General features: G+C 37.9%; 11 protein-coding genes and 1 pseudogene. 1 reads left to right on the top strand and 11 read right to left on the bottom strand.

Features of this window, described 5'->3' with window-relative positions:
- Nucleotides 1-71: 71 nt before the first annotated feature.
- The 3 genes from RCG21_RS05185 to RCG21_RS05175 form a co-directional block, all read right to left on the bottom strand.
- Nucleotides 72-1,256: an iron-containing alcohol dehydrogenase gene (locus RCG21_RS05185; RefSeq protein WP_133336629.1), complete on the bottom strand. Its 1,185-nt coding sequence runs from the start codon at nucleotides 1,254-1,256 to the stop codon at nucleotides 72-74.
- Between the two features lie 64 nt (nucleotides 1,257-1,320).
- Nucleotides 1,321-2,793: an aldehyde dehydrogenase family protein gene (locus tag RCG21_RS05180; RefSeq protein WP_308912930.1), complete on the bottom strand. Its 1,473-nt coding sequence runs from the start codon at nucleotides 2,791-2,793 to the stop codon at nucleotides 1,321-1,323.
- Nucleotides 2,794-2,819: 26 nt separating this feature from the next.
- The gene (locus RCG21_RS05175; protein WP_133336633.1) at nucleotides 2,820-4,208 is read right to left on the bottom strand and encodes an APC family permease; all 1,389 of its coding nucleotides are present in this window, start codon (nucleotides 4,206-4,208) and stop codon (nucleotides 2,820-2,822) included.
- Between the two features lie 129 nt (nucleotides 4,209-4,337).
- Between RCG21_RS05175 and RCG21_RS05170 the strand changes: the two genes are divergently transcribed.
- Nucleotides 4,338-5,171 (top strand): MerR family transcriptional regulator, encoded by an 834-nt coding sequence (locus RCG21_RS05170; RefSeq protein WP_208025383.1) that lies wholly within the window; start codon nucleotides 4,338-4,340, stop codon nucleotides 5,169-5,171.
- A 361-nt stretch (nucleotides 5,172-5,532) separates the two neighbouring features.
- Here the strand turns inward: RCG21_RS05170 and RCG21_RS05165 are convergent, their stop codons facing one another.
- The 8 genes and pseudogenes from RCG21_RS05165 to RCG21_RS05135 form a co-directional block, all read right to left on the bottom strand.
- Nucleotides 5,533-6,432 (bottom strand): 5'-nucleotidase, lipoprotein e(P4) family, encoded by a 900-nt coding sequence (locus RCG21_RS05165; protein ID WP_208025384.1) that lies wholly within the window; start codon nucleotides 6,430-6,432, stop codon nucleotides 5,533-5,535.
- Between the two features lie 153 nt (nucleotides 6,433-6,585).
- The gene (locus RCG21_RS05160; RefSeq protein WP_133336635.1) at nucleotides 6,586-7,746 is read right to left on the bottom strand and encodes a response regulator; all 1,161 of its coding nucleotides are present in this window, start codon (nucleotides 7,744-7,746) and stop codon (nucleotides 6,586-6,588) included.
- Between the two features lie 27 nt (nucleotides 7,747-7,773).
- Nucleotides 7,774-10,137 (bottom strand): histidine kinase, encoded by a 2,364-nt coding sequence (locus tag RCG21_RS05155; RefSeq protein WP_308912929.1) that lies wholly within the window; start codon nucleotides 10,135-10,137, stop codon nucleotides 7,774-7,776.
- A gap of 173 nt (nucleotides 10,138-10,310) precedes the next feature.
- Nucleotides 10,311-10,613 (bottom strand): annotated as a pseudogene (locus tag RCG21_RS05150) (sigma-54 interaction domain-containing protein); the annotation flags it as partial.
- Between the two features lie 133 nt (nucleotides 10,614-10,746).
- Entirely contained in the window at nucleotides 10,747-11,019 is a 273-nt protein-coding gene (hbs, locus tag RCG21_RS05145) for a non-specific DNA-binding protein Hbs (RefSeq protein ID WP_133336639.1), read from the bottom strand.
- A gap of 176 nt (nucleotides 11,020-11,195) precedes the next feature.
- Nucleotides 11,196-11,417: an IclR family transcriptional regulator domain-containing protein gene (locus tag RCG21_RS33470; RefSeq protein WP_133336641.1), complete on the bottom strand. Its 222-nt coding sequence runs from the start codon at nucleotides 11,415-11,417 to the stop codon at nucleotides 11,196-11,198.
- An 84-nt stretch (nucleotides 11,418-11,501) separates the two neighbouring features.
- Nucleotides 11,502-12,344: a YitT family protein gene (locus tag RCG21_RS05140; RefSeq protein WP_133336643.1), complete on the bottom strand. Its 843-nt coding sequence runs from the start codon at nucleotides 12,342-12,344 to the stop codon at nucleotides 11,502-11,504.
- A 214-nt stretch (nucleotides 12,345-12,558) separates the two neighbouring features.
- The gene (locus RCG21_RS05135) at nucleotides 12,559-14,190 is read right to left on the bottom strand and encodes an amidohydrolase (RefSeq protein WP_133336645.1); all 1,632 of its coding nucleotides are present in this window, start codon (nucleotides 14,188-14,190) and stop codon (nucleotides 12,559-12,561) included.
- Nucleotides 14,191-14,227 lie beyond the last annotated feature (37 nt).

The raw sequence follows: 14,227 nt of genomic DNA, 5'->3' as shown, positions 1-14,227 counted from the left end.
TGCAAAGTTTTCTGAGGGGGGCCGTTTGTTAACCAATTATTTTTAATTCTATTTTTATATTGTTTACACAATTAGCTTTCAATTAAAGTTGTTGTTTTCTCCTCATAAGTCTTTTGAAATAAATTCAGATAGTCTTCTTTTGTCAAATCCCTTGAATTTGCCTGAGTACACAAATGTTTAAAGGCTCCTTCTGCTAGGAATGGGAAGTCTTCGGGATTTACATTACTTAAATCTCGAAAGCTAGGAATGCCGATTTTATTTGCCAGCTCTTTTAACAACACAACACCTTCATAAGCCGTTTCTTCAATTGTTTTTCCTTCAGGATTTGCCCCAAGCTTGATTGCTACCATGGCGTGCTTTTCTGGATTTGAAGGAATATTATATTCAAATACATGTGGAAGAAAAATAGAATTCGCCACTCCATGTGGAGTATCATAAAGTCCTCCAAGTGGTTCGGCCATTGCATGTACAGCCCCAAGATCCGTGTTATCAAAGGCGATACCGGCAACCAAACTGCCCAAAAGCATATTTTTCCTAGCCTCTAAATCGTGACCATTTTCTACTGCTAATGGTAGGTACTTTGCAATTAATTCTATGGAATATAGTCCCAAAGCATCTGAAAGTGGTTGAGCAACTTTGCAGGTGTAAGCTTCGATAGCATGTGTGAGTGCATCCATTCCTGTAGCTGCTGTAATGGATTTAGGCAAAGTTACTGTCAATTCAGGATCTACAAGTGCAAGTTTAGGAGCGATTTTCAAATCTAGTATCGCCTCCTTTTGTTTCGTCACGGTATCGGTAATGACAGAACCTCTTGTAACTTCACTACCGGTACCTGAAGTTGTCGGAATACAAATTAGTGGTGGGATTTCCCGTTCTAGTAAATTTACACCGTAACGTTTTCTTAATTCTCCTCCATGTGTTAAAAGTGTCCCAATTGCTTTGGCTGTATCCATTGAACTTCCGCCGCCAAGACCAATTAAAAGATCGATGTTCTCGTTTTTAAACTTTTGATAAGCACTCTCGCAATCTACATCTTTTGGATTAGGTGATATTTCATCATAAACAATATAATTAACACCTTCTTGATCTAAAGATTGTGTGATTTTGTCCAAAATTCCTGTTTGTGCAAGTCCTTTATCTGTAATAATGAGTGCTTTATTTCCCCCTAATTCTTTAGCCCTTTTCCCAATATTCTTTACTTTACCCTTTCCAAACTCTATAGAAGTAGGCAGATTAAAATGAAAATCCCATAACATATTAAATTTCCTCCTTTATTATTCCCAATATTCTGAATTTAAATCTGGTGTTTTCTCTATTTAACTAATTGCTAAACCATTCAGTTGGCTTAACATCTAAATTAATATTGATTTGTTTTACCTCAGTAAACGTATCCAAACCAAAGGTTCCTAACCCGCGGCCAATCCCGCTCTGCTTGTACCCTCCCCACGGTGCTTCATTATAGGCGAGGTTATAAGCATTAACATAGGTAATTCCGGCTCTTACTTTTTTAATAACCCTCAAAGCTTTGGCGCCATCTTGTGAAAAAACACCTGCTGCAAGCCCGTATGAGGTATCATTTGCCAGCTGGATTGCTTCCGCCTCATCTTTAAACTTTTGAACGACAAGGACTGGTCCAAAAATTTCTTCCTGAACAATTCTCATGTCAGGTTTGGTGTCAACAAATATTGTTGGCTCAATGAAATAACCATTTTCAAGCCCGTCACTTGTGATGCGGTTGCCCCCGCAAACTAATGTAGCCCCTTCGTTTAAGCCAATTTGAATATATTCAAGGATGTTCTTCATATGGTCTTCACTTACAAGCGGCCCCATCTCTGTAGACGAATCATCTCCAAGCCCAACCTGAATCTTTTTCGCTCTTTCTACTAATCTAGCAATGAACTTATCATGAATGCTCTCTTCTAATAGTAAACGCGATCCTGCATTACAAACTTGTCCGGCATTGGTAAAAATCCCATTTAATGCATAATCGATAGCTGTCTCAAAATCTGCGTCAGCGAAAACAATATTTGGTGACTTGCCGCCTAGTTCGAGTGAAATGTTTTTAATATTTCCTGTTGCTGCATTCATGATGCTTCTACCCGTTGCTGTACTACCTGTAAAAGAAATCAGATCCACCTTCTGACTTTCCGCTATTTCTTTTCCTACTGTTGAACCACCTCCCAAAACTAGGTTTGCAACACCAGCTGGTATCCCCACTTCTTCCATGATCTGAAATAATTTGTAAGTGGTGACCGGAGTGATTTCAGCTGGTTTAAATACAAGCGTATTTCCCGCAGCAAGCGCAGGGGCTATTTTCCAAGCTCCCGTCAACAATGGAAAATTCCATGCAGCGATAAGTCCGCATACACCGACAGGTTCCCGAATAACCATGGCTTGTACAGGATCGGCAACAGAATACGTTTGACCATTTGGTTTTGTCACTAACCCAGCATAGTATCGAAAGCAATCCACCGTATCAGCAATATCAAACTCAGATTCTTTAAGGGGTTTTCCCGTATTCTCTGTTTCAAGTTTGCTAAGCTCGGCTGCCCTTTCTTCAATCTTATCCGCTATTTTAAATAAGTAGGATGCACGTTCAGATGCCGGCAAGCCTGACCAAATTCCGGAGTCAAAAGCTGTTCGTGCTGCACTAATCGCCATTTGGGCTTCTTCTCTACTTCCCTGCGGAGCCTCAGCCATGATTTTACCGTTTGCGGGATTCACAGCATGACTCTTCTCTCCGCTTAACGAATCCATCCATTCACCATTAATAAACATTTTCAACTTCAACATTTTGACAAACCTCCAATATGTTATTTTTATCTTACCTGTTGAGAGATAACCTCTTGATCAATGTCTTGGTCATTTTCTGGAATCATTTCTTTATCAAAATAAAACTCAGGAAGCGGTTTGCGGAACCATTTCGTCATATAGACAAGATAAATCAATCCGCATGCCATCCAAATGCCCCCGAGAATCAACGCATCCATTTCTAAATGCGACCATAACCACATCGTAAAGGCTGCGCCAATGAGTGGTAATAATAGATACCGAATGCAATCCCGAAAAGAACGCTTGTGATTTCTGATAAAATAATGGGCGATAACAGACACATTTACCGATGTAAAGGCAATTAACGCTCCAAAATTGATAAACTTTATAACTTGTTCTAGGGTTAATAAAATTGCCAGTAAAGAAACTGCGCCAATCACAATGATGCTAAGTGACGGTGTTTTAAATTTAGGATGAATATATCCAAATATTTTTTTAGGTAATACGGAATCTCGCCCCATCGCATATAACACTCGAGAAGCGCTTGTGATTGAAGCGATACCTGAAGAGAAATTACCAATAATCACCGCTGTAATAAACATGGATTTAAATAAATTTCCTCCGACGAGCACTGCTATTTCAAGGGCTGCAGAATCAGCATGTTTGAATGAAATGCCCGGATTCACCAATTGTGCTAAGTAAGAAGAACCAATATACAAAACTCCGATAAACAATAGCATGATAATAATTGCTTTTGGAATCGTTTTTTCGGGATTGATTGTTTCCTCTGATAAAGTGGTCAGTGAATCAAAACCAAGAAAACTAAAACAAAGAATGGTAGCACCTGCCAAAATATCGGATAAGGAAACATCCGCATCAAACAATGGCTTAATTGAGAAAAGACTACCCGTCCCTACTCCTTCTGATAGACTTTTGAAAGTTAATATCCAGAAAAGGCAAACAAAAATGACTTGAGCAATCACAAAAATTTTACTAGTTATTGCTGATATCTCCACACCTAGTATACTTGGAGATACGATGCTTGCAGTCAACACAATTACCCACACATAATGCGGGATTCCAGGAAATACCGAACTCAAAAAGACAATCGACATTAAGCAGGTAACCATAGGTGTTAACAAATAATCAAGCATAATCGACCAACCCACAATGAACCCAACCTCAGAATTAATAGATTTTTGCGTAAAGGTATAGGCTGAACCTGAAATCGGGAACGCTTTCGCCATTTTGCCATAGCTGAGAGCTGTAAAAAGTATTGCTAAAAAAGCAATAATGTAAGCAGCTGTAATGACACCTTTTGAGGTAACGGCAGCAATTCCATAGGTATTAAAAAACACCATGGGGTTATTCCATGCAATTCCTAAAAAAACAACCTGTGACAAAGTAAGCGTTTTTGCAAGCGCTTTCTGTTTCATAACTCAACTCCCTCCGTGTTAATAAATTAAATTCTTAGATGATTTAGAAGATTTCGTATCCTTATTGTAAACCTTGTTGTTACACAAAGGTCAATAGGTGTATTATAATTTTTAAGGGAGGTTATCTCAGTGAAAATAAAGGAAAAATTAACCATTGGTGAAATGGCGGGGCTACGAGGGATAACGGCGGAGACCTTACGCCACTATGATCGGATTGACCTATTCAAACCTCAATATGTTGATCCCGATTCGGGGTATCGCTACTATTCTATTTTTCAATATGAAGTTTTAGGGACCATCAAAGAGTTGCGGCAACTTGGGATGAGTACAGACGAAATAAAGGAATATTTTAATGAACGTAATTTTAATAAGTCCTTGGATATTCTTAAAGCCAAACATACGGAACTTAAATCAAAACTGAGTGAGTTACATGACTTGGAGGAAAATATTCGCGGGAAAATTGGATACCTGGAGCATGTAGCGAAAGAAAAAGAACTTCAAGAGGTGTTTTTTCGCGAAATTGGAAAAAGGAAGTTAATTACCTTAAATGAAAAAATAAATAATAATTTGGAGCTTTGTTATGGTGTTATAAGGTTAGAAAATATGCTCACCGAGAAGACACCAATTCTGGCTAGTAATAGACTAGGCATTATCATCAAGGAAGCAGATCTTAGAGCGAAACGGTTTGAAGAACCTTCCATTATTTTTGTCGTTGCAAAAAATAAAGAAAAATTACCAAAACAGTGCCAAATCACTGTTCCTGCCGGTTTATTTGCATGTATTCGTTACAACGGAGAATTATTATGGAACCGAAGCGAAAGTTTGAGTAAGATTTGGGAATATCTCGAAGAAACAGGATATCACATAACTGGCGATGCACTGCAAATCATGCACGTCGATATTACAATCACAGATAAGCCAAATGAGATTACATTCGAAATTCAGGTTCCAGTTCAAATTTAGGGACGGTGGGTTAGGAACCTTGTCCCACCTTGATGAAGTGATGGGACGAGGAACCGTCCCCTTGTATCAACTCCTATTTAATTAACAAATAAAAACCACTTGGATTATCCTAAGTGGTTTTTACTTTGACTATTAGTATCATCAAAAAAGCATTACAGATATGTTAATTAATACGCTTTTTTGTATGCTACCGATAATGTTTTTCCACGAAAACCGAACTAATTATAAAAGTTCGTTTCTATTCGTGTTCCATAGCAGCCTCCTGGAAGAGCAACTGACCGTATGAGTTAACGATTACCCATCCACTGTCCATTTTAAATCCATGTAGGTAACGACTCTCCCAATACATTTAAATTCAACTCTACTTTTGTTTCCAAGCGGAACGAGTAGCTGCCTCCTTCCATATTACGCGATTATTATCGGTCGCTGCAGGCTCCGATTCACCAAAGATGGCGCGTACCCAATGTCCGTCAGTTGGATTTGGCATGAGAATAAACTTAGTTCCAAAGAGATCTTTATCCTGTTCCATCAACTTGGCACGCTTGTCAATGTCTGCAACGTAATAAATTCGGCGGAAATCGTTCAAGTTATCACCTAAATAGGAGATTACCTTATAATTTTGAGCTATCTCGTTTTGACGGGGTTCCTTGTTTGATGTGTCTCTGAGAATTGTCAGATGCTTTTTATCGACATAAGGAAATTTAAGTTTCTTTAGTTGTGTTTTTGCGTAGTGATATGTTTTTGATCCTTGGTCACGGCTCGAAACATAGAAAACCTCCACCCCTTTTTTCTTACAGTAATTAAAGAAATCCAGTGCCCCTGCAGTAGCCGCCATGTTATACGTTGGAATCCACTTGTCCCAAATCGCATCGTCGAAGAAGTCTTTATTATTGTTAATAAGATATCCCCAATAATTGACCGGACTGAGAATTGTATCATCAATATCCGTGATAACAGCTAACGGTTTATCGCCCTCCTTGCGGTTGGCAAGGGCACGATCAACTTGGATTCGTGCCATATTAAAAGATTGGTGATAGAGCGCTTTATACTCTGCTGCAGTCTGCTTCCAGGCAACTGCTACATTCAGTATATTATTGAGTCCATCTACTGTAGAACCTTCAGCACTTGGTGTTATTTTTGGTTGTTCCACTGCTGCCTGTACATGTGCTGAATGCTGTTTAGATAAGCCAAATACATAACCAACCGTTGCACTACTAAGTACAACAATAATTGCTAGAATCATTGAAAAATGTCTTTTCATTTCTTTATCCTCCTCAAATTTTTTATAACATAAAATATGTTAAATCATCACTCTGACATATTTCTGACATTATAAACAATTCTGAAAAGACGTGATTATAGAAAAAAGCGACTTGAATCGGAAACAGCTCCTTTTCAAATCGCTTTTGGTCCTTTAGAGGATTTTTATTAATTCCATATAGTGCTTTTCAACTTTTAAAGAGGGTGTGCAGCCCATTTCTTTCATAAGATATTGGCTATGCTGCTGATATTGTCTGATGAGGGCTGGCTTGTCTTTACGTTTTTCGTAGATCTCCATTGCCATAATACATGCCTTTTCCTCATAGGGGAAAAAGCGCAATAGCTTTTTCAGGTATTCCAATTCTTGTTCTATGGATTGGTTTTTATCAAAATAATTGATTAGCCGATATGTAAGTCGAATATAAATTTGGTTGATGCTTTCGCTAAGAGCAGCACTCCAAAGATAAGCTTTATTTTCAAAAAGCTCTCCACGGTAGTATGATTCAGCTTTCATAAGCAACGATACTTCTTTTTCGCTGTCAGGATGTTGGTTGCTCCTTAACAAATCCGTGGATACTCTTACAAATTCCTGATAATCCAAGAGACATTCCTCAAGCTCTACCCAGTACCCGTCACTATTACTTTTAATCTTAAGTGGCACCTGCTCATTCACAATTGTTTTCTTTAAGCGGTAAATAGAGGTATGGAGATTGGTTGTCGCCCGATCAGGGTCTAGGCTGGGCCAAAGCAAATCACAGAGCCTCCATTTGCCGATAGGTTTCCCAAGGTGCATGACAAGATAAGCCAAGAGCTCCTCTACCTTCGATGTTATCCAGTGTACCTTTTGATTTGAATGTCTCCCAAAGACTTCAAATTCGCCCATACAAAGAATTCTTCCCTTGTGCATGATTTCTTGATCCTCAATTTTGGATTCAGGCCTTTGCCGGCTCGTACGGTTCATGATTTTACGAACCACTCGATTTATTTCTTGCGCATCAACAGGCTTTAAAATATAATCCAGGGCATTAACTTTAAAAGCTTCTATCGCATACTGGCTGTATGCAGTGACAAAAATGATATGCGTTTCCCCATGAATCGCCAAAATCTTTTCTGCCAATTCCAATCCATTCATGTCTGGCATTTCAATATCCACAAACGCAACATCTGGTTTAATCTCACCAATTTTTTCAAGGGCTGTTTTAGGGTGAGTAAATTGCTTGACCACTTCCAATTGACCATTTAGATCAATCACTCGTTTTAGTAGAATATGGTTTGGATGCTCATCATCTATGGTAATCGCAATCAGCTTCGGCAAGGCAAATTTCCTCCTCCAGTTATTTTATCAAGTGTTTTTCTTAAACGGTAAATATAAAGTGATGATTGTACCATACCCTTCTCTGCTTTCAATGGTCAGTTTCGTATCTGCAATATGTCCCAGCCTTTGATGGATATTGGCAAGGCCTACTCCAAAAACAGTTTCCTTTCTAGATAAAATTTCTTTAATTTTTTGTTCCGACATCCCAACCCCATCGTCTGTAACAGTAACTTTTATCGATTCGCCTTTTGGCTGGACGGTAAGCTTTACCGTGCCCCCCTGCGTTTTTTTTACAACCCCATGCCGGATTGCATTCTCTACTAAAGGCTGTATCATCAATGGCATGATCCTTTGCTGTAAACAAGTTTCATCAATTTCGAAAATGGTTTGAAGTCGTTCTCCATATCTGGCTTCCTCAATATCCACATAAGATTTCACCAGTTCAATTTCACGTTGCAGCGTTACCAGCTCACCACGGTTATCGGTATTAAAAACAATTCTTAGGTATTTACTGAGACTGTTCAATAATTCTCCCGCTTTTTCCGTATCAGTATAGCAAAAGGCCATGATCGCGCTTAGTGCATTATATAAAAAGTGAGGTTTTATTTGCGATTGCAAATAGGCCATTTCGTTTATCGCTACTTCCTTTTCAAGTTTTTTCGAAACCTTTTTAGTTCGAATAAAACCGAATACAAATAGTGATAAAACGATCAATACAATCAGCAAAATGAAAGTGATTAGATTCCGATGTCTTTTTTGCGTGATATACCTGTTCCTAAGTTCACTTTCACCAACTTTATACTTATCAACAATATCATTTGTATCAAAATAATTCATAGCACGATTCATAATGCTTACTAAAGTATCCATCTCACCTGTCTGTTTAAAAAAATAGCAATAATATTTAGGTGATTCTTTAATGCGATAAACAGAAGTCAAATCAAAAAGCTCATTTTCATAAAAATCTTCCAAAAAGACATTTTCGTTTTGAATGATATAGTCAACATCCCTATTTTTTAGTCCGAGATACATTTTACGATCACTATCAAAATATGTGATTTGTTCTTTAGGAATAATTGTCTCAATGAAATCTGTTATGGATGTTCCCTTTACGATTCCTACTTTTTTATGAAGAAGTTCTTGCACGTATTTTATCTTTTTTGGGTTGTCTGCTTTTGCAATTACAGAATAATATGTGGAAACATACGGGTGTGAAAAGAGACCGAATTTTTGTCTAGTCTCCGTAATGCTAATTGGAAACAGGAGGTCAATATTTTTCTCTTTCACTTTGTTAACCTTTTCGGACCAACTAAGGTTTTCATCGCGTATGAAGATATAGTCTAACCCAATGAGGTGTGCAATGTTTTCAAAAAGTTCGACACTGGCACCTGAATATTTACCTTTGGCTTTATCATAAAAGGATAGGGGTGCAAAGTTGTCATCCACCATAACACGCACTTTTCCAATTGAACGTATAAACTCCTTTTCCTTTTCTGTCATAGGGAAATGATTGTACAAATATGCTTTCTGCATTTCTTTTTCATATTTTGCAACGATTGGGCCAATTGCGATGGAAATCGCTTTGTTCAGTATCGATAGTAATAGAGGATTGGAACTGCTAGTTATTACTCGATAGGTATCATAGGTTCGGGAATTAGGGACCGGACGCGCCAAGAGACCATGATCAATTAAACTTCTATAATTCCCAACATTTGAGTAGATAAAATCAATCTTATTATTTTTCAATGCATCATAAGCAGCAGAAAGATCTTTGTATGGATAATATTTTATATCGCTAAAATTATTCAGTGATTGACTGTTATCGTCTATCATGTTTAGAATACCGACTTTTTTCCCTGCAAGTGTATACACAAGTGTATCATCCGTTATTTTTTTATCATTCGAATAAAAAATGAAATTCATATTGATGCTAATGGGTTCACTAAGCAAAATCTCAGGATAGACTACTGTACGCCTTTGGATTATGGGTGACAAATCCAATGATCCATTCGATATTTTATTGATGACATCCTCTGAACTACTCACTGCGACATAAGATAGTTTTACTCCTAACACTTTTTCCAGTGTGGAGTAGAAGAGTTTATTTACCCCATATTCATTTCCATTATTTTTAAATTCATAGAATCCCCCCATGGAATCAAGATTATTAGGAACTTTCAACCCTTTTTTCCTGACATTATCAAGGTACTCTATTTCATCATCTGTGAGTGGAATCGACTCGCTTGAAAAAGAGTCTGCAGTACTACTATATTTTTCATAGATATTTTCATAGCTATTTCTATTTTTTGAAGAGGTTGCTTCTGCAACCGAGAAATTCGAAGTAAAAAGCCAAACCATAATCAAAAGTATGATCACTTTTTTTCCATTCATTCAAATAGCCCCTCATGTTGCATTATTCCATTTCACCTAATTTACGACCCGCTATTGCATTTTTTTAATCAGTATAAAATCGACATCAAGAGATATCAACAATATCTTACAAAATTATCGAAAAAATCATTTTACTTTTATTGGAGTTAAGACAAGGCTGTTTTCTTAAAGATTTCGTTCATAACAGGGAAGCCCGTTGCCATTACTACACGTCCTGTTGTCGTGTGCTGCATCACTTGTATTTCCTTTTTTGCTTTTAAAACCATCTTGGTAACCGATGGGGAAAAAATGCTCTCTGTTTCAAGCTGAGTTACTGATTTTCCAATTAAAAAAGAAACACCCTTTCCGTAAATGGCTTGGCAATTCGGACTAGCTTTTAAAACCATTCCGTTTCCATCCGTAATCACGATGTTATCTTTCGAAGCTCTAAGAATGGCATCCAATTCGATTTGAAGAGTTCCAAAGTGTTTTTCCATATAATCACTGCCTTTGCGAATGAATTTCCTTATTATTAAGATACCAATTCATTTTCAAAGTAAAAAGGCTATTCAATAGAAAAAAGAGCGCTAAGGAAGCAAAAAGGCTTCCTTAGCACTCTTTAAAGATTACTTATTTGACGGCTTCTTTTAGTTCTTTACCTGGTTTAAAAGCGGGAACTTTAGAAGCAGCGATCTGCATTTCCTCGCCTGTTTGTGGATTACGGCCTGTTCTGGCTGCACGTTCACGTACTTCAAATGTTCCAAACCCAATTAACTGGATTTTTTCTTCCTTAGCAAGTGTATTAGAGATAGTTTCAAACAACGCATCCACCGCTTTGGTAGCATCTTTCTTAGCTAATTCTGTTTGTGTTGCGACAGCGTTGATTAGTTCAGTTTTATTCATAATCTAGCACCTCATCCTTTTATTTTAGATAGTATGTAAAAATGATATCATAACACATCTACTATAAGGTTTTCCAATTTAACAGATTCATATACATTTATTCCAAAAGAAACAGTATCCCTTAATAGTATGCTTTAAGAAAAATCATAAAAAGACACAAGCGCTTTTAACCCGTGTCATTTATTAAGTGTATCCAAACTTTTGTGAAATCTCGTGTGCCGCACTCTGACCTTTTCAACCAACGAAGGCAGCATTTCCTTTTGGTAATTCACATCAAGGCCTGCAATACTAATGCCTGCAATGATAGACCCATTGTAATTAAAAATAGGAGCAGCAACAGCAGATATATAATTTTCAAGTTCCGAATGACTTAGGAGAAAACGGCTTTTTGTTTCCATAAAAATGCTGGCAATATAATTTAACTTCTTCCATTAGAACCAATCGAAATATTTCATTTTCCCCAATCGCATTAATATATTAATCTAACGTTTGCGGTTATCATGGGTAAACCCTCTTCCAAGCACCTCGTACACATCATTAACACTCACAAATGCATAGGGATCCATTCCCTCCACCAATAATTTTAGTCGCCCTATTTCATTTCTGTTAACTACACAATAAAGCACTTCCTTACTCTCTCCTGTGTATCCTCCTTTACCGTTAAGTAATGTAACACCCCTTTCCATTTCCATTGTGATTTTCTTCGCAATCTCTGTGTTTGTATTCGATATAATCATTACGGCTTTGGCTTTATACGCTGCCTCCTGGACATAATCAATGACTTTTGCTCCGATAAATACAGCCACAAGGGTATACATAGCACGGGTCAAATCCAGATAAATAAGCGATATGGCAACGACAATTAAATCAGAAAAAAACAATGTTCGTCCAATACTCCATCCCATGTGTTTTTTCAAAAGATAGGCGATGATATCGATTCCATCTGTTGCCCCGCCAAAACGAAATACAATCCCTAATCCAATTCCGACCGAAACACCTGCATAAAGAGAAGCGAGCAATGAATCATGTAAAGGCAAAGAGAAATTTTCGAAAACACTAAGAAAAATAGATAACGATACAGTTCCCACTACCGTATAAATAAAGGCAGTTCTCCCCAGTGTCTTCCAACCTAGAAACATAAGTGGAATATTGATCAATAAATTGACTAACCCTGGATCCCAATTAAAAATAAATTTCAGTAATATGGTTATTCCTGTAATACCGCCTTCTGTTAAACCGTTACTTATGTTAAAACAATCAATGCCAAAACCCATAATGGCAGAACCTACAATAATAGCTGCTATGGGTTTTATTTCAAGTTTCATTTAACTCAACCCCTCAATGACTAAAGCTTCAAATTGATTTGATTAAAAGATTAATGCATGTTTTATGCCAAATGGTATTACTGGTTTTTAGGGATATTTAACTAACAGTGGTATTTAATTTTGCATAAACTATCTATATCTGAATAGTTGGTTAACAATAGTTTAAATACAAAAGAGGATTCTACAGTAACGGAATCCTCTTTTCATAAATATGTTATTTTTCGATTAGAGACTTTGTATGATCATAGACCACTGTACCATCAACAATTGTTAGCTGGACTTTCGTATCGGGTATTTCCTCCACCGGTATTTCAAAAAGATTTCGCTCCAAGACGACAACATCCGCAAGTTTCCCCACTTCCAATGTGCCTAATTCATGCTCTCTAAATGTACCGTAAGCTGATCCTGACGTATAGGCTTTTAAAGCATCAGCAAGCGCAATCCGTTCATGCGGATGCCACACTGTTTTTCCACTGCTGTCGATTCTCGTTACTGCACGATAGATTTGTAGAAGCGGATTCAGGATATCAACTGGGAAATCAGTTCCAAATGCCAAGTTTGCACCAGATTTTTTCAAAGTATTTATTGAAAAAACATGCTTTTCTCGTTCCGAACCAATTCGATCAGTGTAAACACCCCGTTCCGACATTGCAAAGTGATCCGGCTGCATTGAAGCAGTAACACCCAGCTCCTTAAAACGAGGGATATCATTCGGATGTATTACTTCTACATGCTCGACGGAATGACGTGAATCCCGTTTGCCGTTGACTTTTTGCGCTTCCTGATAAGCATCTAAAGCTAGACGGATGGCTCCATCACCAATCGCATGAAAACGAATACTGAAGCCTTCCTTATCTGCATCCGCCACCCATTTTTTAATCGTCTCAGCAGGGAAAGTTGTCTCACCACGTGAATCCGGTTGATCTGCATAAGGTTCTAATAAATAAGCCGTACGGGCAGTAATAACGCCATCAATAAATTGTTTCAGTCCGGACACACGGAGTTTATCCGATTGATACGTATCTCTCAATTGTTTAGCACGCTCTATATCGCCATTTAATACTGGCCATAAATGAATGCGTGTTGTTAAGTCCCCTTTATCTTCAAATTCTTTGAAAAGGCCATAATCATTAATAATATTCATTGACTCCGATGCAAATAAGTCATGGACAGCCGTTACTCCTAAACTAGCAGCATGAGTAAGGAAATTTGTTAAAAGAGCTTTCTTTTGTTCTTTCGTAAAATCATAGGCATGGCGGATGACCGCATCCGTTGCTCCTTCATAGAGAAGGCCATTTGGTTCTCCATCGTCGTCCTTCCCAATCCTGCCGAAAGAAGGGGATTCAGTATGTCGATTAATATTTGCGATCTCTAATGCCTTTGTGTTCACCCAAGCATAATGCATTTCGGCATGAAACATAAGCGCTGGACGATCAGGGAGAATCCGATCCAATGAATGACGGGTCGGTAATTTTTGAGTATCCCAATAACCTGCATCCCATGTAAATCCGATTACCCATGGATTTTCCGGATTAGCTTCAGCGAATTTGCGAATCATTTCCAGTGCTTCCTCTTCCGAACGGGCCGCGAACAGATCGACACCATTAAGGGCAACGGCCCCCTGCATAAGATGAAGATGGAAATCATGGAATCCCGGCATGATGAGTTGATCATTAAATTGATAAATTTTCGTATTCTCACCTGCAAAGTGTTTCATTTCTTTCTCAGAACCAATCGCAACAATTTTGTTATCCTTAATCGCAATCGAAGCGGGTTCAGGCTGGTCGGTAAGACCTGTAAAAACAACATCACTCGAAATAATCATATCAGCTTTTTGTTGACTCATAATTAATCAATCCTTTCATTTATATAGATAAATGCCA

This window comes from Bacillus salipaludis, assembly GCF_030938565.1.
Lineage (GTDB): Bacteria > Bacillota > Bacilli > Bacillales > Cytobacillaceae > Neobacillus > Neobacillus salipaludis_A.
The sequence above is the reverse complement of the archived record's forward strand: the minus strand, read 5'-3'. Positions and strand labels throughout refer to the sequence as shown.